We start from the raw sequence: 23,256 nt of genomic DNA, 5'->3' as shown, positions 1-23,256 counted from the left end.
GGACCGCGCCGTTCACGGCGCTTCAGCGTCGCCCAATCCTGCCCGCGCCGAGTCTCTCCAGAGGCGATGCCGGCCAACAGTGCCATCGTTCGCTCGTGCACCAAACCAACCCCCTCGAACACGCCATGCCCGCTTGCATATACACCCGGATGCGGCGTAAACGCCGCGCTCCGGCGCCGGACGCGCCGGCTGACAGGCGCGAAGCCAGAGACTCAGGATTCTTACACCGCCGTCCACCTCATGCCTTCATCCTTGATGCCAGGGCAAGCGATCATATTGATCGCGATGCCGGGCGCTGCTCCAAGGCCATTCCCGCTCGTTTTTCGCCAGTTTTGCCCTGACCGGATTGAGCTCCGTATAACGAATCGCCCGCTTCAGGTGGGCCTCGTCTCGGATGAGAGTATCGTAGTATTCCACCTGCCAAAAGGAGCCACTTCGACTCATCAGACGGTTCCCTTCCCGGGCTGATTTGCCCTTCCAAGCGTTGATCAATTTCATCAACGGCACGTCCCAAACATCAAGGACCAGATGAACATGATTGGGCATGATGATCCAGGCCTGAAGCTGGAAATCCTGACCGTCCTTTTCTCGGAGCACATGCTCTAGAAACCCGGCCACTTGGGGACGACGCAGCCATGATTCTCCGTAACCGCGATCCAGCCACGCCTCGATTTTCCGGCGAATTTTCGAATCACTCGAATCTTTGACAACCGGCTCGAACTCGGCGCGCCGGGCGGCGGGAAACGAATCATGCAGCTGAAATGTGACAAACTGAGTGACACCCGGAGCGTCAAAGTGCGGCAGGTATCCACGTTGATGCCAGCCAAGAAACCCCTTCCTCGAATCTGCCGCGGAACGCTTCCAATTCCGTTCTCGCTTCGCGCGGATCAGTTGAAGCAAACCCGAATTGTTTGGTGGAGAAAAGCGAGGCGAATGTGACGACTCCATAGGCAAATGAAGTCTGGATACGGCAGGCTTGCCGCTCTTCGATCGAAGTGCCATTGAGAAAGGCAAATGGCCTCTTGGTTGAGTTGAAAAAGCGGCTTGACGACCCCCGCGCTCCAGGCGTGCGACGATCCTAGTGGGAACTGGAATGCTCAGGTCAAGTGATCTCTGTGCCGCCGGACCGCGCCGTTCACGGCGCTTCAGCGTCGCCCAATCCCGTCCGCGCCGAGTCCCTCCAGACGCGCTGCCCGCCAACGGTGCAATCGTTCGCTCTCCCACGAAACCTCCCCCCTCGAACACGCCATGCCCGCTTGCATACACACCCGGATGCGGCGTAAACGCCGCGCTCCGACGCAGCATTGAGCTCTGCCGCCCGGCAACTCCCTCCGGTTCATTCAGGTTTGAGCCAGAGGACAAACCAGTCGATGACCGCCTGCTTGCTCTCGCGGGTCACCACGTGCGGAGTGTCCATCTGGATGCGCAATTCCGCCCGATCGGAAGTGCCGGCGCGCCGGTAGGCCTCTTCGGCCGCCCGGAAGGATTTCCGGACACCGGCCAGGGGTGTGAGCGCGTCGGAGTCGCCGTTCACCACCAGCAAAGGCCGCGGCGCGATCAAAGGAAGCATCGAAGGCCCGTCAAATCTTCCATCGATGCCCGGAACCACCCGGTCGTAAAACGCGCGCACGGAATCGCGCGAGGGTTTGTGGCCCGTTTCGTGTGCGATGCGTTCAAAGACCGGTTCGATCGTGTTGATGCGCGCCCGCCACTGATTGTTCTCCAGCGCCCACGCAAAACTTTGCACGCCGATCAACGGGGCGGCGGCGGCAATCCGCACGTCCAAGGCGGCCGCAAGATACGTCTCGATGCCGCCCTTCGAAATGCCGGCCAGCCCGATGCGCGAGGGATCGACCCGTTCGGAGGTTTCCAGCACATCGATCAACCGGAAAACATCCCACACGGTGTCATAGAAAAAGGGGTGTTCGCCGCTCCCTTTCCACGCTTGGAAAATCGAGGCCTGATAGGCGTTCATGCCTTCCGGCGGTGAAGCCACAGCCCGTTCCCCGTGGCCGCGTCCATCGATCGACACCGCGATAAAACCCCGCCGCGCGAGCGCCACGAGTTCGTCGAACACGGACTCCTTGGAACCTCCCGTCCCGTGCAGCATCACCACCACGGGCCGAAGTCCCGTCCGTTCCGGCTGAATCAACATGATTCCGGGCACACGCTGGGTTCGATCGGACTGGTAGGAAAATTTCCGCAGCTCCAGTCCGTTGGTCGAGACCGGAGCGTGCCAGCGGACGTCCGGGGGCACGGATTCCTTGGCGACGATGGCGCGGAAATCGGCCCGCAACGCCGCGGCGTCGGGCAGGGAGCGAGCCAGGGCCAGGTGCGAGAAGCCCAGCAGCAGGGCGAACAGGAGGAGGGGAGCGCGCATGATGGGAGATTGTTCGATGCGCGGCCCGGGGCAAGTCCAAATCCGAACCACCGCAGTTCTCATTTTGACTGATCAAGGTAGGGCGCGCACTCCGCTGCGCGCCGAAACCGGGTGTTTCCAAAGGCGGCGCGCACGGAGTGACGCGCCCTACCCACCAAAATGAGAACGGCTGTCCGAACCAGGACGGTGATTGAATTCACCGATGGAGTCTGTCAACGTCCGGACCATGGAGCAGCCCGATCAAATCGACGAGAACCTGATGTGCCGGCTGGATGAAGGCAGGAAAATGGTCGAGCCCTGTTCGATCATCATTTTCGGCGCGAGCGGCGATCTGACCGCGCGCAAGCTGGTGCCGGCACTCTACCACCTTTTTCGGGAGCGCCAGATGCCGCCGTCCTTCCGGATCATCGGGTTCGCCCGGCGCGAAAAGTCGGACGCCATCTGGCGGGAGGAATTGCTCCAGGCGCTGCGCCAATTTTCGCGGACCAAGTCGGTGGACGAGGCGGTGTGGGCGGCTTTTGCCAGCCATTTGCACTATTGCCAGGCCGATTTTGGCGATGCCGCGGGTTATCAAAAATTGTCGGGACTGCTCGATTCTTTCGGGGATCCCGGCTTGAAGCGCCGACTGCTTTGCTATCTGGCCAACTCGCCCAGCCAGTTCGCGGAAGTGGTGGAGCACCTGGATCGCGCGGGATTGTTGCGCAAAGAGGGCCACGGTCCGGGCGAATGGGAACGGCTGGTGGTGGAGAAGCCCTTTGGAAAAGACCTGCCCTCGGCCCAGAAACTCAATCACGAACTCACCCGGTTCGCGCGCGAGAGCCAGGTGTTTCGCATCGATCATTATCTCGGGAAGGAAACGGTTCAGAATATCCTGATGTTCCGCTTTTCCAACTCGATCTTCGAGCACCTCTGGGACCGGCAATCGGTCGATCACGTGCAGATCACGGTGAGCGAGAAACTCGGCGTGGGATCGCGCGGCGGTTACTACGAGGAATCCGGCGCCCTGCGCGACATGGTGCAGAACCATTTGCTCCAAGTGCTGGCCCTGGTCGCGATGGAGCCTCCCGTGTCGCTGGAGGCGGAATCGATCCGCGACGAAAAAGTAAAGCTGCTGAAGTCGATCCGCGCCCTCAAGCGGTCGGAGGTCGCGTCGCAAGTGGTCAGGGGACAATACTTCGCCGGCCAGATCGAGGGCCAGCCGCGCCCCGGCTACCGGCAGGAGCCGAAGGTCAAACCCGATTCCAACATCGAGACCTACGTCGCGATGAAACTGCTCATCGACAACTGGCGCTGGTCCGGCGTGCCCTTCTACCTGCGCACCGGCAAGTCCCTGCCGTTGAGCGCCAGCGAGGTGAGGATCCAGTTCCGCCGGACACCCAACGTTTTGTTTGCGGCCCGGTGCGGAACTTCCCTCGATGCCAATGCGCTCACGTTGAGGCTGCAACCCAATGAGGGCATTTCGCTGCGGTTCAATGGGAAGGTGCCGGGCACGGCGGTCAAGGTCCGCCCCGTGCGCATGCATTTCAGCTACGATTCGGAGTTTGGGGCTTACACGCCGGAAGCCTACGAACGGCTCCTGCTCGACGCGATCGCGGGCGACGCGACGTTGTTCATCCGCCGCGACGAAGTCGAAACCGCATGGCGAATTGTGGACGACATTCGGGCGGGCTGGGATGACCGCATGCTGACGAATCGCGAATTTTACGCGGCGGGCACATGGGGACCGATGGCGGCGGAAGACCTGCTCAGCCGGGAAGGCCACGCCTGGCGTGATCCCCAGCCGCTTCAGTGAGCTCGGGATCATTTCCATCCCGCATGCCATCGGAGCGCTTCGAACTGATCCGATTCGAGTCCGCGGAGGCCCTGGCAGCGGACGCGGCCTCAAAATGGTGCGCGGCTCTGGGGCTGGAATCCGCCAGCGGCCCTCCTCTCGCCGCCGCATTGCCCGGAGGCCGGATTACGAAATTGTTCTTCGCCGCCGCCGCGCGAGTTCTTTCGTCGGATCGTCCGCCTGCTTTGCACCGCCTTCATTTCTTTTGGGGGGACGAGCGTTGCGTGCCACCGACGGATCCGGAAAGCAACTTCCGACTGGCCCAAGAAAACCTCCTCAGGCCGTTGGACGTTCCCGAAGGACGAATTCACCGCATTGAAGGAGAGTTGGATCCTGCGACCGCGGCCCTGCGTGCCAGTGAGGAGTTGAGGCGTTGGGTTCGGTGTGATGCAGCGGGATATCCGGCATTGGATTGGGTGTTCCTGGGCATGGGCGAGGACGGGCATGTGGCCTCGTTGTTTCCGGGAGCGACAGGGGAGGAAACAGCAGGCGAAGTTTATCAGCCCGTCACGGCCTCGAAACCTCCGCCCCGGAGAATTACGTTGAGCTATGGCTCGATCGCTTCAGCCCGGGAGGTTTGGGTTCTCGCTTCGGGAGGGGGCAAGGCATCCGCGTTGAAGGCGTCGTTGAGCCAGGCGGGCGGCACACCGCTGCATCGCGTGATAAAGTCTCGAAGCCGCGCGCGAATTCTGACGGATCTCCGCGAGGACGGATAACCCGGATATTTCATACTGAGCTTGAATCCGCGACAGTACGCCGCGTGAGGGCACGCGGCCTCCCATCGCGACTGCCTCCGTGTTTGCAGGCCCGGTGTCCTCATCGGGCGTCCCGTGCATGAAATATGCGGGATAAGGTGCTGTCCTCGATCCTCTGGCGACGTTTGGGAGCCTTGGCGTTGGGATTGAACCCCAGCGCGGGTTGAATCCAGGACTCGAGTTGCTCGCCGGCTTTCAACCTGGAGACGGCCATTGCCGTTTGGCGCGGCGACACATGCTTGCCGAGGGGACCCGCACCATCTGCATGCCGCTGAGGCAGACTTTGATTCGATGATGGCACCCCAAAACAGATGAGAAAAGTGCCGTGTATCCCGATGTTGTTGGTAGGGCGGGCCTGTCCCAGCCCGCCGCCCACGGGATGCAACACATCATACTCCGGCGGCGCGCCGGGACGGACGCGCCCTACCTGCATCACCGGCAACATCGGGCTGCACCGAGAAAAGTGCGGCCAGGGAGTTTGACTTTGACCTGACCCAAGCCATAATGCCAGCCAGTTCAGACCCCCAACGGAGGCATGGCCTTGCGAAGAGTTGGAAGGACGTGCGCGAAGGGGATTGGGCGGAGAAACACCAGACCAACAAGCCACATGTCGAAAGTTCAACACATCGCGTTGTTCAAGTTTAAGCCGGAGACCACGCCCGAGAAAATCGACGAAATCTTCGCCCACTTGCTCGATATCACCGAAACGATCCCAGGCATCGAGAATTTCGTGTCGGGCCCGAACAACAGTCCGGAAGGTCTCAGTCAAGGCTACACCCACGCCATGATCATGACGTTCCAGGACAGCGCCGCTCGCGACGCCTACCTCCCGCATCCCGACCACGAGAAGTTCAAGTCAGCCGCCCTCCCGCACATCGAAGCCGTCACCGTCGTGGATTTCGAAGTCTAGCCAGTCCCCCGTTCCCGCTTCATCAAGTTCAATCGCCCGGCCCCTCAGGGACTCGAAGGCTGGACCGTGCCCGCACACTCTTTTCGAATCCGCGCCAGCAAATCTCCGTATTCTTCCATCGCCGGAAATTGAGGGAACTGCTTTTGAATGCTCTCCGGCGCGTGGAACAAAAAGCCCGCGTCCGCTTCCGCCAGCATCGTCGTGTCGTTGAAGGAATCACCCGCCGCGATGACCTTGTAGTTGAGCGCCTTGAGAGCCGCGACGGATTTCCGCTTCTGATCCGGTTGTCGAAGGAGATACCCCACGATCCGCCCATTCTCCACCTGCAGGCGATGGCAAAATAAAGTGGGCCAGCCCAACTGCTGCATCAAAGGCTGGGCAAATTGTTCAAAGGTGTCGGAGAGGATGATGACCTGGCTCAGGGATCGTAATTCATCGAGAAAAGCCTTCGCCCCCTCCAAAGGCCGCAACGTTCCAATCACCTCCTGAATGTCCCTCAGCTTGAGTCCATGCCGGTCGAGAATTTCGAGCCGGCCCCGCATCAACACGTCGTAGTCGGGCACGTCCCGGGTCGTGAGGCGCAATTCGGCGATTCCGGTCTTTTCCGCGAAAGCGATCCAGATCTCGGGAACCAACACCCCCTCCAGATCCAGCGTGACAATGGTTTGGCGCATCGGCGTAAGCAACCAGGATCGTTCCGGCATGTCCAGCGTCCAATAAGCCGCCCCGAAAAATCCCGTGTATCCCGATGTTGTTGGTAGGGCGGGCCTGTCCCAGCCCGCCGCCCACGGGATGCAAAACATCATGCTCCGGCGGCGCGCCGGGACGGACGCGCCCTACCTGCATCACCGGCAACATCGGGATGCACCGCGATAAATCCGGTGCCTCCAGAGGTTGTCGGTGACCGGGTTGTCGTGGTAACGCAGACAGCCCTGTCTGCTGTTTCGCAGGCTGCCCAGCCTGCGGGGCGACGAATGGAATCAGGCGCGTGGAGAGCATGGAAGGGCTTCGCTCTTCACCCGCCGGGCCGACGGGCAGTCGGCGATACGGCAGGCTGGGCAGCCTGCGCCACACTCCAGACAACTTCGGGATGCACGGCGACAAATCCGGTGTGTCCGGAAGCCGTCGGAGCGCTCCGTTCACGGCGCATCCGGACGGCAAACCCAGCCGCGCGGGAATCCTCCACTCGCACGACTCGCCTCCAAGGCTCGCTTCGGCGCACGGGCGAGTATAACCTCCGGCCCATGATGCTGGGTGCCTCGAAACTCGGCCTCACGAACGACCCGGAAACCTCCTTCGCCCGCCACAATGAATCCTGATCCTCTTCCATCCCGCCGCGCCTTTCTCGAGTCTTCCCTTCTGGCCGGCCTCGCCTCGCTCGCGGAATCCCCGGTTCAAGCCCAAACCGTGACCGGTGCGCCAACCCCTTCTCCGATGGACTCCGACATCGGTAGCCTTTTTCCCTTCGTGGAATCCCAGGCGGTCCGCGGCGAGTTCCCGTTGTCGTTTCTGCAACCGCGATTCCGTTCCCGGCGTTCCTGGCAAAGACAGGCGCGCGCCAAACTCCGCGAATTGCTCCACTATCATCCGCCGCCGGTCGATCCAGCTCCCCGACTTCTTGAACGGGTTGATGGCGGCGATTACGTGCGTGAAAAAGTCGAGTTCAACACCACTCCGGACCTCCGGGTGCCGGCCTTCGTCCTGGTTCCCAAGCAGAAACTGCCGCGCGCTCCCGCCATCGTGGCCCTCCATGATCACGGGGGATTCTATTTCTGGGGCAAAGAGAAAATCACCTCGCTGCCGGGAGAACATCCGGTGTTGTCCGAATTCAAGCGCCAGTATTACGGGGGACGCAGCATCGCCAACGAACTGGTCCAGCAGGGATTTATCGTCGTGGTGATCGACATGTTTTACTGGGGTGAGCGCCGCCTCTTGCTCGATCAGGATCCCGAGGATTGGCGGCAGCGCCCGCCCGACATCACGCGCGAACGCATTCAGGCTTTCAACAGCCGCGCCGGGCAAAACGAACAACTGCTGGGACGGACCATCTACTCCGCGGGATTTACCTGGCCGGGAGTCATGTTTTGGGACGATGTCCGCACCGTCGATTACTTGCTGACGCGGCCGGATGTGGATCCCCGCCGCATCGGTTGCGTCGGTCTCTCGGTTGGAGGGCTGCGCTCCTGCCATCTGTCGGCGCTGGATCCGCGGGTCAAAGCCGCGGTGATTGTAGGGTGGATGGCCTCGTTTCCATGGCAATTGAAGAAACACATCCGCCACACCATCGGCCACACGAAAGTGGTTCCCGGCCTTTATCGTTTCCTGGATTACCCGGACGTCGCGACCCTCGCCATGCCCACCCCCATTCTGGTGATCAACGGCAGCCAGGACGCGCTCTTCCAGTTGGACGGCGTGCGGGCCAGCTTCGCCAAACTGAACGCTTGCTACCGGAAGGCCGGTCTGGAAGACCGTTGCCTCACGCGTCTTTACGACACGCCCCATGTCTTCAACGAAGCCATGCAAGCCGAAGCATGGGCCTGGCTCAAGCGATGGGTGTGACCGCCAGGAAGTCGATTCAAACGCCGTTGCCCGGTGGATGGCCTGTCCGGCGGACGGGATTTATTTTTCCCTGGCTTGCAAGATGGGCTCGACGCGAACCGGAGTCATGACCACCAAGAGTTTCCCTTCTTTCATGTCGAATCCGCGGATAAGCCCGTCGAAACCACCGGTGTAAAGCACAGCGCCATCCGGGGAAAAGGCGAGACCGAACACGGCCCCTTGATGGCCGGACAAGGTTCTCGATTTCTTGCCGTCCTCGGACTTGTAGATTCGCACTTCGCCTCGCTCATTCCCGGCCGCCAGCCATTGGCCTTCGGGACTCCAGGCGACCGCATGCACCACTCCGGGATGCTTCTCGAATTCCCTCACCAAGTTCACATCCCGGTTCGCCGCCGTGCGTTCCTGGTTCTCCTTGATCTTGTAAACGCGCAGTCCGCCACTGGCGCCGCCGTACGCGGACCATTCTTCTTTGGGATGAGTGGCCATGCTCACGACCGGTTCGAGCAATTTGTTGATATCGTCGATGAACTGCCCGTTGGCCACCTGGATCAATTTCATGGCCCGGTCCCGGCTTCCGCTCAGCAACCGCTTGCCGCCGGCCACCCAAGAAGTCTGGAACACCCAGTCGCTGTGGTTGTCGAACTTCATGGTCTCCTTGCCGTCGGATGCTTGAAACACACGCACCGATTTGTCCGACCCTCCGAAGGCGACGGAAGTTCCATCGGGAGACCACGACACCCCGTAAACGGAATCCCCGCCCATCTTCCAAGCTTGCAGGGCCTTGCCGGTTTCCACTTCCCAAATCTGGATCTCGCCGAATCGCGCCGGGGCACCCCCGCTCACCGCCAGCCGCTTCGAGTCCGGGGCAAAGGCCACCGACTCGACCCGCGGCGATTCTCCCAGCAGCCGATGCTTGAGCTCCAGCGAGGGCAGCTCCAGCAATAACACTTCGTGATATCCAGAGACCGCGATCCATTTGCCATCCGGCGAAACCGTAATCGAGGAAATCACCGGTGCGCTTCGATAAACGGGAGGCGATTTCAACCGGGTCGAATACGCATCAGGCGGCGTGTCATCTTTGGCACCTTCCTTGATCCAGCGCTCGATGAGAGCGACTTCCGCCGCGGACAACGGCTCGCCCTCCTTCGGCATGTCGGGTTCCTTGCCCGTGATCTGCTCCACGACCAGCGATGTGGCAGGATCTCCGGCCTTGTAATTCGGGCCGTGCTTGCCGGGCTTGGCAAACCCCGCATAGGTCGAGGTGTCCACATCCCCCTTCAATTTTCCCGGATGATGGCAGCCGTTGCAGGACTTTTTGAAAATCGGCGTGATATCCTTCCACCAGGACACCTGCGGCTGCGCCTCCAAATCGATGGCCGCCAGCGCAAGAGCATGCGCCCCCGCCATCCGGATCAGAGCGCGAGCCCATGCCTTCAACAAAGTCCGTCGGCTTTCCCAGCAGATGTTCAACATGATTATTCCGATTTGGCCGCGGTGGCCTTGGCGGGGGCGGCTTCCTCTTTCGCCGGTGCCTCGATTTTCAAGGTAATGGGCTGGGTCTTCTGTTTCCAGATCCTGTCCCCATGCGTCACTTCCCCGAGCACGGCAAATTCGTGATCCTTGCCCGCCGCCGCCTTTTCGGTCACCAAGAGCCGGATGGTGGCTTCGTTGGAACCCGCGGCAAGATTGGCCACCGTCGCCTCGACTCCCGCCGGCAAGCCTTCCAACCGCAAAACAATCTCGTTCGTCATGTCCCGGCGATCCACTTTCACCACAAACTCCGTGCTGTTCGCCTGCGAACCGGAACCGGGCGGCAGGGCGACGGCGGACAGTTTTACGGCGTCGGTTCGGAAAAAAGGAGATCCGGGAAGCATGGCCGTCAAAAACATGGCGATGCGATGGGTCGTGATCGACACCGGCAGCGGTGCGTAGTTCGTCACCGAAGATCCCTCGTGTGCGGCCTCCCCCCGCAATACCAGCGGACGTGTGCCCGTCTCGGAGTCATACTTCACCTCAAGTTCCAGGCGTCCGCGGGATTGGTTGGGCGGCAAGGTCAAGCCGGAAGCCTTCACCCCCGGCAGCTCCTCGGCGGAAATCTTCACTTCGCCTTGGAATCCCTCCTGGCGAACCACGCTGACTTCCACGGAAGCCTTGGCGTTTTGGTCGATCACCAGCGCCCCGGGCGCCGCATTGAGCACGAAGGGCGCCGCGTCCAACACCGTCAGCCATGCCTGCTCGGCAGGTTGCGGATCGCGCGCCAGCATTTTCCCGCCTTGTTCCGAAGTCGCCGCGAGCGCGAGCGGACGATAGCCCAGTTCCGCATCCGAAGCGGCCGTCAACAGGAGCCAGCCGAATTTTGCACCGGCCCCCAGGACAAGCGGGGTGACCGAGACTCCGCGCGGCAGCTTGTCCGCCGAAACCCGGACCAAACCCTCGAACCCATTCCGGCGATCGACCTCGCAACGAATGGGCACAGAACCGCCCCGGTAAATCCGGTAACGAGCGCCCACCACTCGCACGGCAAAATCGGGACGCGTGTCGGGATTCCTGATCGAAAGCCGGTAGCCAAAACCAGGCCCGCCCCGTTCCGTCAAATCCTTGATGGAAATCAGGTATTCGGTGTCCTTCTTGGCATCGAATTGAATCCGGGCGTCCGGCCCGTCCGCGTCGTCATTGCGTTGAAGCACTCCGCCCTTCGCATCCATCAACGTCAACAGCGCGTCCAAGGCCGAACCGAACCTTCTCGCTTGCACTTCGCAGACCAGCGTCTGATCGCTGCCGCTTTTGAAACGATAAAGATCCTGATCGCCCGTGGTGCCGACGCGCCCATTGGCCACCCCGGGAACGGCCAAAAAGTTTGCTTTGTCGGTCGCGTCATTCGGTTCGGTTTCCCGCGCTTCCGGCAAATCCCCCACTTCGAAGGGGAGAGGATTGGAATACCCTTGGCGGGTCTGGGCTCGCACGTCCTGACGCCCGAGCGGCGCATCGGACGCGATGTTCAACGCGACCCGCTCCGACCCTTCGAGATTGCGGCCCGCCATCTCCAGATCCACCGTCGCTCCCCGCCGCCCTCCAAACGGAAAAATCCGATCCAAATAGGGCACCACGCCGGCGACGAGCCGGTATCGGTAGTCCCCTCCACCCTGAAAGCGCAAATCATGCAGCTTCAACACATAATCGCCTTCTTCGGGTGGAATGAACTCCAGAAACGGATCCAAGCCATGCGAGTCCTCGCTCTTCGCCAACTCCTTCCCCGAGGTGTCCAGGACCAACAAGGTGGCGTCCAGCGGGGACCCGGTTCGATTGGCTTGGACGTCAAAGATCAACTTGGTCCCGGGACGGGCTTTGAATCGAAAGGTGTCCGTTTCAGCATTGGCCGAAATCGTCCCCGCCATCGAAACCGGCAGCTCGATCCACGGGGCGTCCTCATCGGAGCCGCCTGCCTTGGGCTCCACCATCTCCCGCAAGTCGCTGATTTGAATCGTCAAGGGGTTCGAAACGCCCTGCGATCCCGCGACCCTCAGCTCTCTCGAACCCAGCGGCGCTTGCGCATCGACCCGGATCCGGACGGAGAGCGACTTTCCCGCATCCAGCGGTCCGGTGGTCAATCCGCCCGCCGACCCTTCGAGCAGCGTGGCGGCGACAACGTTGGTGACTCGTTGTGCCGCAACTCCGCGGCCGCTGACGATGGCATCGCGAATGCCACTCAAGGATTCTCCGTTCAACAGGAGGTCGTTGGTGGTGCCCCTTTGCAGCCAGACGCGTGAAGACGAGTCCAGCTTCGGAACCGGCTGCGCGCACAAAGGCAACATCGCACCCGCCAGCGCCCCCATCCAAAAGGCGGCGCGAACCCGCGCCAAACGTAGCTTCATGGAAGAACTCAACCGAACAAGGGCAGCACCGGCTCCGCCTGCACCAGCTCTCGCGGCTGGTTCAAATGATTCATGACGATGGAGTGGGGGTCGATCCCCAAAGCGTGATAGATGGTGGCCACGAGCTGGGTGGGATGGACCGGATGCTCCGCCGGAGAGGAACCGGTGGCATCCGACTTGCCGTACAACGCGCCGCGGCGGACGCCGGCGCCCGCCACCAGCGCGGTGTAGCAATACGGCCAGTGATCCCGGCCATCCGGAGAGTTGGTGTTCCCGCTGGTGCTCACGCCCAGCCGGGGGCTTCGTCCAAATTCGCCCAGGGCCACCACCAGCGTCTCATCCAGCAAGCCCCGCTCGTCCAAATCCTGCAGGAGCGAGCTCAAGCCGGAATCCAGCTTCGGACAATGCAAGTTCTTCAGCGGGCCGAAATTCGCCGCGTGGGTGTCCCAGGCGTCCACCGTCGGATCCCCATTGGCCACGGCGGGCCAGTTCATTTGCACGAACCTCGTGCCGGCTTCGAGCAGGCGCCGGCTTAACAGCAGCCCTTGTCCGAAAGTATGCCGGCCGTAGCGATCCCGGACTTCGTCCTTCTCCTTCGTCAAATCAAACGCGTCACGGGCCCGCCCGCTGCTGACCAGATCAAACGCCTTTTGATAATATTCGTTCAGCGCGTATTTCTCGACCGCCTTCTCCATGTCCGGCATGGCCTCGTTGACCGCCTTCAACAGCGTCATGCGGCGTCCCAGGCGCTCCTGGCTGACATCTTTCCGCAACGTCAAGTCGTCGAGGTTGATGTCGCGCGCGGGGTCCTGATAAAAATAGTAGGGATCGAAGGCCGCCCCGAGGAATCCGGCGGTGCCGCCTTTTCCGATGACATTGGATTCCTGCAAAGGCCGCGGCAGCATCACAAACGGAAGCATGGGTACATCAAGCGGCTTGAGCCGGCTGATTTGCGCGCCCATGTGGGGAAAATCATTGGGCGCCGGAGGCTCGAGCTGGCCCGACGGCGACACGCGGTCGGGGGTGTAACCCGTCATGATCTGATAAATCGCCGCCGTGTGATTGAACAATCCCGCCGGCGTGTAGCTCATCGATCGAATCAAGGTCGCCTTGTCGATGTGCTGGGCGAGCTTCGGCATGGTCTCGCTCAGGTGAATCCCCGGCACCTTGGTCCGAATCGGTTTGAAATCGCCGCGCACGTTCGACGGCGCGTCCGGTTTCGGATCCCAGATGTCGAGATGGCTCGGTCCGCCCTGCAGATAAATCATGACGACATGCTTGGCCTTGCCCCAGCCGTTCTTGGGCGATCCCGCCGCGGGACCGGCGTCGGGTCGTTGCGACGCCTGCAACTGCAGAACCTGGGCCAGATTTAAGCCCAGGAGGCCCGCACCACCCAGCCGCATAAACTCGCGCCGGCTGAAACCGTCGCATGTGGCTCCTGAAACTCCAGGTATCGAGATCATCGTGTATCCTTCCTCTTCCAATTATCGGTTGAACAAAAACGAGGGCGTGTTCATCAAAGCCCACACCAGATCCTGAGCGCCTTCCACACGCTCCTTCCCCTCGCCCAAACTCGCCACGGATAATTCCTTCTCCGTCGGCATCCGGCCCAGACAACTCAAATAAATCTCCTCCACCACTTTCCGATCATCCTTCTCCGTCTCGGCCAGTTTCGCGATGCGGCTCGAGTCCGAACTCACGCTCTCGCCAAGCGTCTTTCCGTTGATCAAATTCAACGCGTGGGAAAGCGTCACGTTGCTGCTGCGTTCGCACTCGCACGCGCTCTGCCGCTTGGGACGCCCGAACAACATCAGGAAATCGTTGCCGGCCACTTTGCCGTCCGGCACCTGCACCGCACGCATGTCGGCCGGCAAATCTTGAAACCGCGGCCGGTGTCCCGTGGCCGCCGCGATCGAATCCAACATCTGCTCCGCGCTCAATCGGCGTGGCGTTTGCCGCGAAAAATTCACGGTGTCATCCTCGTTCCAACGGTTCGGCTTGAGGCTCAATTGATAGGTTCGCGACCGGACAATCGTTCGCATCAACTTTCGCAAATCGTAACCGCCCTGGACAAAACCGTCGGCCAGCGCCGCCAGGAGCTCGGGATTCGAAGCGGGATTGCCCGCGCGTATGTCATCCACCGGGTCAATGATGCCCCGTCCGAAAAAGTAGCTCCAGAAACGGTTCACGGTGGATTTGGCAAAATACGGATTGTCCTTCGACACCAGCCAGTCCGCGAACGCCAGGCGGCGGTCTTGGCCCGCCGGAATGTCGCGCATCTTCCCGTAAGGCGCCTTGGGCGGAACCACCTCGTCCGTCTTGGGATGCTTCGCCTCGCCTCCCTGGTACGAATGATAAACGATTTCCTCCGACACTTGTTCGTAGGCATAGGTCTCGCCGGGCCGGATCAAGTGATCCCGCCCAAGCGTGCCGCGTTTGAACGCCACTTGGGAGAAGAACGCGCTGAACTCGTAATACTGGTTCTGCGTCCAGCGCTCGAACGGATGGTCGTGGCACTTGTTGCAATTGAATCGCACTCCGAGAAACGTTTGCGAAATATCCTCCGTCATCTTGCCCGGATCTCGCAGGGCGCGCAGATAATTCCCGGCCGGCTTCTCGAACGTGCTCCCTCGCGCCACCACCAATTCCTTCACGAACTCGTGATAAGGCCGGTTGGACATGAGCTGGTCTCGAATCCAATTGCGGAAGACCCACACGCCCTTCTTACCCAGATTTTCGGAATTGCACTGCAGGAGATCCGCGAGCTTGTTCGCCCAAAATTCCCCGTAGCCGGGAGATCCGATCAATTCGTCAATCAACGCCTCCCGCTTCTTGCGGGACTCCTCCTTCGACTCGAGGAAAGCGCGCGCTTTCTCCGCCGAAGGCGGCTGGCCGGTCAGGTCCAGGTGCACGCGCCGCAAAAACTCCGCGTCGGTGCAAAGCTCGCTCGCATTGATCTTCATCTTCTTCAGCTTCGCGAGCACATGCCGGTCCACCTCGTTGTGCTCCGGCATCTCTTCCTGCACAAACCCGGTGCGGTCGCCCATGATCACGACTTCGCGGGATTCATACACGCCCTCGTAGCGCACCAGCACCGCCATTTCACCCCGGCGCAGGGCGATGACCGTGTGGTCCTTCACCAGGGCGATTTCCTCGTTGCTGCTCGACAACACCGCTTCGCGAGTCACATCGCGGGTCGTGCCGTCGGCGTAGGTCGCCACCACCAGCAATTGCTGCTGCCGGCCCGGCAAGTCCATTTCCACTTGGGCCGGGAAAATCTCGATCTTGGCCGGACGTGGCGGAACGCCGGTCTCCCGGCCCGCGCCCTCCGCAATCCATTGCTTCAAGATCTGATGATAACGCGAACCGGGCTTGATCGCTTGCCGGCCCTCATGCGGCACCTCGCCGAGCGGCTTCAACAACATCAAGGATTCATCCGGATTCACCCGGTTGAACCGGCGCCCGCTCAAATCATTCACCAACGAGTGATAATCGAAGTCAGCGTCGTATCCTCGCAACGAAAGCTTAAAACCATTCTTCCCCTTGTCAGCCCCATGACACGGACCCGCGTTGCAACCCGTTTTGGAAAGCACCGGCTCCACGTCCTTGATGAAACCAACGGGAGGCAGGGAGGTGCCCGCCACTTTGACCCGCAGGGTCGCATTTCTTCCCGCCGCATTGATTTTGACCACGGAGTCTCCAGCCATCTTCCCCGTGAAAAACCCATCCGCATCGACTTCCAAGCGCCCCGCTTCAGGCTCGAACCTGGCTTGGCTCGTCAGATCGATCACCCCACCCTCTGCCCGCTCGCCCAGCACGAGCACCTTCCGCGCATCGCGCCCATCAGACAACACCAGCTCGGAAGGTTCCAATCGCAAAGACGAAATAGATGGAAGCGGCGGGCTCGGCGGCACGGGCTTGTCGCTCGAGACCGCAGCCTTGCCCGTCAACGCAGTCAGCCAAACGCCCGCAATCAGGGCGGCAAAAGATCCAAAGTGGCGCATGAAATTCAAAGTGGCTTTGGGGCATGCTAATTGTATTGCCTTCGAAATAACAAGGGAGAATCCACAATCTTCCTCGCATTTTGAGGGCCTGCCGGGAGGCTGCCCTGGGGGGTTGATGATCCCCGCCCCTTGTTTCCACACGCACCCCGGCCCTGTCCGAAGCTTGTCAAGCCTCCGGACTCCCCTCCATCCTCTACCGATGCCGCGTTGGGTTCCATCTTCCGCCGCCAGGTTGCTCGCCATCCTGGCGTGTTGCTACACCACGCTTTCCCGAGGCCACGCCTCCGAGCCCCCGTCGGCAGCTTGGTTTCCTACCAACACGCTGATCTGGACTCTCCTGGCCCCGCCTGCGACCTGGCAGGCCGCCCAAACCCAAACGTCCCTGGGCGCATTATGGTCCGACCCGGCCATGCGCCCGTTCCGCGAAGACTCACTCAAGCGGTTGCATGCCGACTTCCTCAGTCCACTCGAAACACAATCGGGACTGCGGCTCTCGAACCTCTGGAGTGCCGTCACCGGCCCCTCCCTCTTCGCTCTCACCGCGATCCAAAAGGCCGGCTCGAAGTCCACCGCCACCGCGTGGATCGGTCTTCTCGAGGGCGTCGAACTGGCGCGCGAGTTCACCAACGCCCTTTCGCGCTTGGAAGCCAGCGGATCCAAACCCGCCCGGGGTTCCATCGGAAAAAACCCGTCCTACGCTTTCGAGCGAGTGTTGACAGACTCCGAGGACAAACCAGCCAGGCAGGAACTCGTCCATGTGGTGTCTGCGCCGCCTTTCCTCCTCTTGGGAGAGTCGCGCGAGGGGCTCGAGGAAATCCTCAAGAGGAAAGAAAGCCCGGTTGCGGGCGCCCTCCCCAGCCTGCCTGAATTTCGTCTGGCCGCGCCCGATGTGCTCAACAACGGACTGGCCAGCGTTTGGTTCAATGGTCCTTGGGCGGTCAAACTCCTGAAAGAAGAGTTGCGCGAACAAAACCCTTCGGGATTGCTGGGCAGCGCCGGACAAAGATTCATCGGCGCCCTCGGTTTCGACGTCCTGCGCGCCGTTTCCCTGAAACTGCAGTCCTTCTCGAATCGCCTCAGCGCGGAATGGACGGCTTGGGTGCCTTCCACTCAGCGCACCGGCCTCTTCCGAGTTCTTACGCCCGATCCGTGGGATGCGGCCATCCCCGCATTTGTTCCCTCCCAAGCCCACCACGCCACCCGGCTCCGACTCGATGGCGCGAAAGTCGGGTCCGAACTCGAACGCGTGTTGAGCTCGGTCTCGCCCGAAATGAGCAGCGTGCTGAAACTTGTCCTCGATACCCTGGGCAAGGATCTGAATCCTCCGGTCGACTTCCGCCGCCAAGTCCTCGAACGTCTCGGCAACGATTGGACGGTTTATCGATCGGAGCCTGTCGCTGCCATCAACAGCATGACCCGCGACGCCGTCTCCGTCGTGGTCTTGGGAGCCGAACACCCCAAGAACATGATGGCTGGCGTGCGCGCCCTGTTTTCCATCGCCCCCAACGCGGGAGATGACAAGGCGCTGCGACAAATCGAACTCGAAGGCCATGATGTCCTTCGTTACCAGCCGATCTCTTTTGCTTCCAACCTGGACGACAAGCCCCCGCAACCTGTGTTTTTCGCCGCGTTGACGAACGCCTTCGTGATCGCCCAAGGCGAAGCCGCCATGATCCACCACTTGAGAAATCGTCAGACGAACGCCCCTGGCTTGGCAGCCCTGCCCGGAGCGATTCAAGCTCTCGAGTTTGCGGGGGGCTCCGCCGGCGGACTCGCCAGCATCCATCAGTTGCACCTTGAACTTCGCGAGCCTTGGGAAACCGCGCGGCTCTCTCCGCGTCGAGATCAGGATCCCGCTTCCAGCGCATCCGCGGGGGAAACCGACATTCTTTCTTCGATGGGTTTGGACACTTCATTGCTGCCTCCCTTCAATGCGATCGCGCGGCATTTCTATTTCTCCGCCACCGCCGGCGCCTCGCTTCCTGAGGGATTGCGCTGGCGCTGGGTTTGGCTCAACCCTCCGGCCGCTGCCCGTCCGTAACCTCCGCTTCGCCCCTTCCCGCATGCTCACCGTTGCCAGCGTCACCAAATCATTCGGCGGACGAGTCCTTTTCGAAGGCGCCGATTTACAATTGAACCGCGGCGATCGCGTCGGCCTGGTCGGCCCCAATGGCGCGGGCAAATCAACCTTGTTCTCCATCATCCTCGGAAGGGAGGAGCCGGACGAGGGCGCGGTGGTCTTCGAGCGTGGCGCTTCCGCCGGGCATCTTCCGCAAGAAAGCGCACCCGTCGGCAGCGAAACGGTGCTCGACGTGGCGCTCGGCCTCGGACTGGAACACGGTCCAAACACAGCGGAGGCCGCACATGTCGATCATCTGACGGAAGCGCGGGCCAAGCGCATCCTCAAGGGCCTCGCGTTTCGGGAAGAACAGTTCCATCGGCCGGCGCGGGAATTCAGCGGCGGGTGGGTGATGCGGGCGCACCTCGCGCGGCTCCTGGTGAGCGAACCGGACTTGCTCATGCTCGACGAGCCCACCAACCACCTCGATTTATCGGCTCTGTTGTGGTTTCAAGAGTACCTGCGGACTTATCCCGGAGCCATCCTGCTCATTTCGCACGATCGCGAGTTCCTCAATCAACTGACGGGATCCATCGTGGAACTGCGCCAGGCCCGGCTCTGGCGTTACCGCGGCAACTACGACGCCTATCTCGAGCAAAAGGAATCGGTCGAAGCCCAGCAGCTCGCCGCGTACAAGAATCAACAGAAAGAAATCGCCCGGCTCATGACGTTTGTGGAGCGGTTCCGGGCCAAAAACACCAAGGCCACCCAAGCGCAGAGCAAACTCAAGCAAATCGAACGCATGGAGAAAATCGAGGCGCCCGAATCGGCGGACGCCACCATCGATTTTCGTTTTCCGCAGCCGCCCCGCAGTGGCCAGCGTGTCATCACCCTGCGCGGCATCCGGCACGCCTACGGGAACAACGTGGTTTACGAAAACCTCGAATTCCAAGCCGAGCGCGGCCAGCGCATCGTGCTGGTCGGTCCCAACGGCGCCGGGAAATCCACCCTGCTCAAACTCCTCGCGGAGGCCATCCCCTTGCAATCCGGCGAACGCCTCCTGGGGCACAACGTTCGCGCCGGATACTACGCGCAATACCGGGTGGAAATGCTGAACCCGGAACACACCGTGCTGGAGGAGGCGCTCGACACTCCCCAGCGCGTGACCGAACAAGCGGTGCGATCCATTCTCGGCTGTTTTCTCTTTCGCGGCGATGACGTGTTCAAGCGGGTGAGCGTGCTGAGCGGCGGCGAGAAAAGCCGGCTCGCGCTCGTGAAGCTGCTGCTGGATCCGCCCAACCTCCTCCTCATGGACGAGCCCACCACCCATCTCGACATGGCCAGCATCGAAGCGCTCACCGCCGCGCTCGATCCCTTCGAGGGAACGCTCATCTTCATCAGCCACGACGTTCATTTCATTCGCTCGCTCGCCAATCACGTGGTCCATGTCGAGCATGGCCGGCTCGCCGCCTTCCCCGGCGATTACGAATATTACCGCTCCAAAATGGCCGAGCGCGAACAGCGCGAGACTCAAGCCCGTGAACAAACCACGGTCCGGGAGGCACCCCGCTCCGAACGCCATTCGGACCGAACCAAAGAACAGAAGCGACTGGAAGCGGAGGCCCGCCAGGCCCGCGCCCGTGCCCGCAAGGCGAAGGAAGCCGAGGTGCGCGAACTCGAGGCATCCATCACCCGGCTCGAAGCGCGCCAGCGGGAGTTGGAGGAAGCCGCGGCGGATCCGGCTGTGCTCAAGGATGGCAAACGCCTTCTGAACCTCCGCCGCGATCTGGGCCAGATCGCCGCGGACGTCGCCCATGCGACCGAAGGTTGGGAGAAAGCTTCTCTCGAATTGGAATCCCTGGCTCCCGGCCAAGGTTCCCAAGATTGACCGGCAGCGCGTCGGCGGATCGGCGCTCGGATTTCAGATCACGGGGCGCCACAATCTTTGCTGGGCCTTGGGGGACGATACGGCATGTCAGCGGTCGAATGGATTCGATCGCTGGCAGTGACTAACTCCTCACATGCAACATTGGTCGAAAACGCATTATGCATGCTGCTATTATCGATCGTGTACGCAATCATAGCTAACGTGCGACACCTCATATTCAACACGCCTACTTCTGGGACAAGCTCTAACTGGACTTCTTTCAGTTCACCGTCTCCGGCGTGCCGGTCAGCCCTGGGGCTCCGCCACCCGGGCTTCCCCGCACGCCTCCGACTTGAACCCCTGTTCCTCTTTCTGCTTCAGCCTCCGGCTGCTTTGGCTGAAGGGATGAACCGTGACGAAGCTCAACCTAACCTTTCTCCGACTCTGGGCACTGGCACGATGCTGCTGCACCCACCCTCTTGTCGCGGCGGTTACCGTAAACAAGTTGCATGATTTTGACTCCCGCAATGGGGCCTACCCTTTTGCGCGGACCCAAAGCGCCAGAGGACTGGCGCACTCCAAGACTCTGTCGAGTTCACCAACGGTCCACGCCAACGCGGAGCGTCTTGGTCTGCGGCGGCCCTCCGCCGCTTTCCCATGTCGCCACGCTCTCGCCGCCGAAACCCAACGGCTAATGCTGCGGCAAAAACAGGCGGCGCTGCAACGGCGGGTTGCAACGGGGCGATTGCAACGGGGTCAAGTCTCAAATGTTGACGTTCTGTGGTGAGGAATGGCGTGATGGGCGGTGCCAAGTCACGGCCGCTGCTCGTTCGGGTTGCTGGACGGTCGTATCATGGGGTCAATCGCGGTCAACGCCGGGATCGGATCCGGCTGTCTGCTGATGACCACCGCCGTGGGATAGGAATTCGGCGGCGGACATGTCGAATGCTTGATCCTTAAACCTCCCGACTAACTTGATGCTGAAGTTACTCCCCGTTCCGCACCCCGGCCCGGCGGGGGTTTTTGCTAAAACCGGCAATTGACCAGCATCAATCTGTCGGAAGATCTTGGCGGCAACGGCCTGGAAAAGAAGGTCATGACGAAGAACGAGGCAGATCCTTTACGGACCCGTGGACAAGCTGGTGATGGCTCATGACCGGGGTCCTATCCGGATTCGCTTACGACAACCACCCCTTGCGCGTCCCCCGCGCATCTTCTGCCAGCGGTCGAATCAAATTGACCCGTCCGGGGTCGAAATGATTGACCCGTCGCTCATTCTCGCAAAAAGAGACATGTTTTCTTTAAATCATTCCGCAACAACGTGATAAGGGAGTGATTTAAAGGAAACATGTCGGCCAGGGTGGGTCAGCCATGTCGACCAATGCATGGTCAATTTGATTCGACCGCTGGCAATTGTCAACACCTGCACGCCCCCCCACCCCATGACACGACGCGCAGGCCTGCGTGTTGTTCTTCGAAAGTCGCTTCTCAGAATAGAGTTTCTTCCCCAAGGATATCACCGCAGGCGTATCCTGCTCGGCTCCTGGCATCAGGGAAGGGACGCGGACTCAAGATCGGGCGCTGAAGCGGCGTAAACAACGCACTCCATTTCCGCGTATCCGCGGTTCAAGAGGCTTCACCTTGAGATTAACCGTGCTCTAGGGAAGTGCGTGGCGGAGAGTGTTCATTTGTGCACCGGCATCGGCAGGCCGTAAATCCGCTCAAAGAGGCGGCGCTTTCGTTCCGCCTCGGTCAAATCGGCGGGCAGGGAGGCGAGCGTGACGCGCCGGGCGGCTTCAAACATCTCCACCCCCATGCGGAAGCGTTCCGCGCCGGAACGGGCCATGAGCCGAGCGCGGACCATCTCGGCAATTTCGGGCGGGGTGTCGGTCATTTCTGGCATTGCTCCCAAAGGGTATGCAGCCCCAATTCCTTCGTCCAGCGCTCGATGTAGGCTTTGTCGCCACCCGTGTCAGCGAGGTTCCTCACATCGCGCAGTTGCAGTTCAGAGAGGGAATCCCTGGCCCACCAGAGTTTGGAGATGATGAGATCTTCCTTGCTGACAATCCAGGTGGAGAAATCCTCGACGGTGATGCGTTGCCGGCGCTCAAACTCGGCGCGCCGATAGGCCGTGCTCTTGCACACGATGAAGTCCACTTTGATGACGCTCTCTTGGTGGATGAGGTTGAACAGGGATTCGTGCGCGATGGAGCTGCTGACCGCCTCGCGGGAGACGTAATAGTCGGGCAAGAAGAGACAGACGATTTTGTCTGCATCCCCCGGTAGCAACGCGACCACGAAGTCGATGTCGCGCGTCATGCGGGGTTGCGCGTAGTAGTTCATCGCCATGGAACCGGTCAGCATGTAGCCGAGGCCACCTTGCTCCAACCGCTGCGAGACGTCGCGAACGATGTCGAGTTCGTTTTGCACGAGTTCAGAATCTGCGGGGCAGATCTCCCCGGCGTCACCCTAATTCTTCGCACCGGCCAACTCCCGGGGGATGCGGATGGCTTGACGCTTACCTTCCAGTTTCCACCTTCGGGAACAAGACTCGCTCATCTCAGGCTGATCTCCTCGGTCGCGCTCAAGGCGTGAATTCGAACTGGTGGATTCCTTTACCGCAATGAGGTCAAGTCTCAAATGTTGACGTTCTGAGGTGAGGAATGGCGTGCTGGGGGTACCAAGTCACGGCCGCTGCGCGTTCGAGCATTTCTAGCTGTCTGCCCCCAAGAACGAGACGGGACGGATTCGGTCCTTGTGCTCATGAGCTCCGCCGGGTTCGCATCGGCAAGGTGCTCCGCGGATCGTTGGAGGTGGCCCTCGTTGCGCTGCGGCCAGTAACACTGCGGTCTACCGCGTGACAACCGCTACCGACAACTTGCGGATGCACTGGCGTAGGGGCCCGATGAGTTTTGCTTGGGAATTTTCCCCAAGCGGACCACACTCCGCGCGTCCAGGAGCGGCGCACCTCGCCCTCGTCGCCGGTGTGATGGAATGGCAGACATACGGGACTTAAAAT

17 protein-coding genes are annotated in these 23,256 nt (G+C 61.1%); 6 read left to right on the top strand and 11 right to left on the bottom strand.

Translation table 11 applies throughout. The features are described 5' to 3' along the window. Window positions 1-246 precede the first annotated feature (246 nt). Window positions 247-1,305 carry a transposase gene (locus FJ404_15530; protein ID MBM3824274.1) on the bottom strand — a complete coding sequence of 353 codons (1,059 nt, stop codon included), beginning with the start codon at window positions 1,303-1,305 and terminating at the stop codon, window positions 247-249. A 31-nt stretch (window positions 1,306-1,336) separates the two neighbouring features. Beyond that, on the bottom strand, window positions 1,337-2,443 hold the full coding sequence (locus tag FJ404_15525; protein ID MBM3824273.1) for an alpha/beta fold hydrolase: 1,107 nt from the start codon (window positions 2,441-2,443) through the stop codon (window positions 1,337-1,339). Window positions 2,444-2,606: 163 nt separating this feature from the next. On the opposite strand from FJ404_15525, the gene zwf reads away from it, so the two are divergent. Both zwf and pgl read left to right on the top strand, forming a co-directional pair. Further along, the gene (zwf, locus tag FJ404_15520; GenBank protein ID MBM3824272.1) at window positions 2,607-4,172 is read left to right on the top strand and encodes a glucose-6-phosphate dehydrogenase; all 1,566 of its coding nucleotides are present in this window, start codon (window positions 2,607-2,609) and stop codon (window positions 4,170-4,172) included. Between the two features lie 23 nt (window positions 4,173-4,195). Then, on the top strand, window positions 4,196-4,927 hold the full coding sequence (pgl, locus tag FJ404_15515) for a 6-phosphogluconolactonase (protein MBM3824271.1): 732 nt from the start codon (window positions 4,196-4,198) through the stop codon (window positions 4,925-4,927). A gap of 100 nt (window positions 4,928-5,027) precedes the next feature. Here the strand turns inward: pgl and FJ404_15510 are convergent, their stop codons facing one another. Beyond that, window positions 5,028-5,411 (bottom strand): hypothetical protein, encoded by a 384-nt coding sequence (locus FJ404_15510; protein MBM3824270.1) that lies wholly within the window; start codon window positions 5,409-5,411, stop codon window positions 5,028-5,030. Window positions 5,412-5,501: 90 nt separating this feature from the next. Here FJ404_15510 and FJ404_15505 point away from each other — a divergent pair, with 90 nt between their 5' ends. Further along, complete coding sequence (locus tag FJ404_15505) at window positions 5,502-5,876, top strand: Dabb family protein (GenBank protein ID MBM3824269.1); 375 nt, start codon at window positions 5,502-5,504, stop codon at window positions 5,874-5,876. 44 nt (window positions 5,877-5,920) lie between these two features. Here the strand turns inward: FJ404_15505 and thrH are convergent, their stop codons facing one another. Next, complete coding sequence (gene thrH, locus FJ404_15500; protein ID MBM3824268.1) at window positions 5,921-6,550, bottom strand: bifunctional phosphoserine phosphatase/homoserine phosphotransferase ThrH; 630 nt, start codon at window positions 6,548-6,550, stop codon at window positions 5,921-5,923. A 634-nt stretch (window positions 6,551-7,184) separates the two neighbouring features. Here thrH and FJ404_15495 point away from each other — a divergent pair. Beyond that, window positions 7,185-8,435 carry a hypothetical protein gene (locus FJ404_15495; protein MBM3824267.1) on the top strand — a complete coding sequence of 417 codons (1,251 nt, stop codon included), beginning with the start codon at window positions 7,185-7,187 and terminating at the stop codon, window positions 8,433-8,435. A gap of 60 nt (window positions 8,436-8,495) precedes the next feature. On the opposite strand, the gene FJ404_15490 is transcribed toward FJ404_15495, so the two are convergent. The 4 genes from FJ404_15490 to FJ404_15475 are packed head-to-tail and all read right to left on the bottom strand — an operon-like array spanning window position 8,496 to window position 16,554. Continuing rightward, entirely contained in the window at window positions 8,496-9,908 is a 1,413-nt protein-coding gene (locus tag FJ404_15490; GenBank protein ID MBM3824266.1) for a hypothetical protein, read from the bottom strand. 2 nt (window positions 9,909-9,910) lie between these two features. Further along, complete coding sequence (locus tag FJ404_15485; protein MBM3824265.1) at window positions 9,911-12,307, bottom strand: hypothetical protein; 2,397 nt, start codon at window positions 12,305-12,307, stop codon at window positions 9,911-9,913. Between the two features lie 8 nt (window positions 12,308-12,315). Continuing rightward, window positions 12,316-13,770, bottom strand: a complete 1,455-nt coding sequence (locus FJ404_15480) for a DUF1501 domain-containing protein (protein MBM3824264.1) — start codon at window positions 13,768-13,770, stop codon at window positions 12,316-12,318. 21 nt (window positions 13,771-13,791) lie between these two features. Continuing rightward, window positions 13,792-16,554: a DUF1553 domain-containing protein gene (locus FJ404_15475; protein MBM3824263.1), complete on the bottom strand. Its 2,763-nt coding sequence runs from the start codon at window positions 16,552-16,554 to the stop codon at window positions 13,792-13,794. Here FJ404_15475 and FJ404_15470 point away from each other — a divergent pair. Together FJ404_15470 and FJ404_15465 are read left to right on the top strand one after the other, a co-directional pair. After that, entirely contained in the window at window positions 16,511-18,352 is a 1,842-nt protein-coding gene (locus FJ404_15470; GenBank protein ID MBM3824262.1) for a hypothetical protein, read from the top strand. The genes FJ404_15475 and FJ404_15470 overlap by 44 nt on opposite strands. 22 nt (window positions 18,353-18,374) lie before the next feature. Next, the gene (locus FJ404_15465; protein MBM3824261.1) at window positions 18,375-20,258 is read left to right on the top strand and encodes an ABC-F family ATP-binding cassette domain-containing protein; all 1,884 of its coding nucleotides are present in this window, start codon (window positions 18,375-18,377) and stop codon (window positions 20,256-20,258) included. Window positions 20,259-21,574: 1,316 nt separating this feature from the next. Here FJ404_15465 and FJ404_15460 read toward each other — a convergent pair. The 3 genes from FJ404_15460 to FJ404_15450 form a co-directional block, all read right to left on the bottom strand. Next, complete coding sequence (locus FJ404_15460; GenBank protein MBM3824260.1) at window positions 21,575-21,787, bottom strand: hypothetical protein; 213 nt, start codon at window positions 21,785-21,787, stop codon at window positions 21,575-21,577. Window positions 21,788-21,921: 134 nt separating this feature from the next. Beyond that, the gene (locus FJ404_15455; GenBank protein ID MBM3824259.1) at window positions 21,922-22,131 is read right to left on the bottom strand and encodes a hypothetical protein; all 210 of its coding nucleotides are present in this window, start codon (window positions 22,129-22,131) and stop codon (window positions 21,922-21,924) included. After that, window positions 22,128-22,667: a hypothetical protein gene (locus FJ404_15450; GenBank protein ID MBM3824258.1), complete on the bottom strand. Its 540-nt coding sequence runs from the start codon at window positions 22,665-22,667 to the stop codon at window positions 22,128-22,130. Before FJ404_15450 ends, FJ404_15455 begins: the two co-directional genes overlap by 4 nt. Between the last annotated feature and the right edge of the window lie 589 nt (window positions 22,668-23,256).

The organism is Verrucomicrobiota bacterium, from assembly GCA_016871495.1.
In the GTDB taxonomy this organism is placed as follows: Bacteria; Verrucomicrobiota; Verrucomicrobiia; order Limisphaerales; family VHDF01; genus VHDF01.
This window is presented reverse-complemented; position numbering and strand designations above follow the sequence as displayed.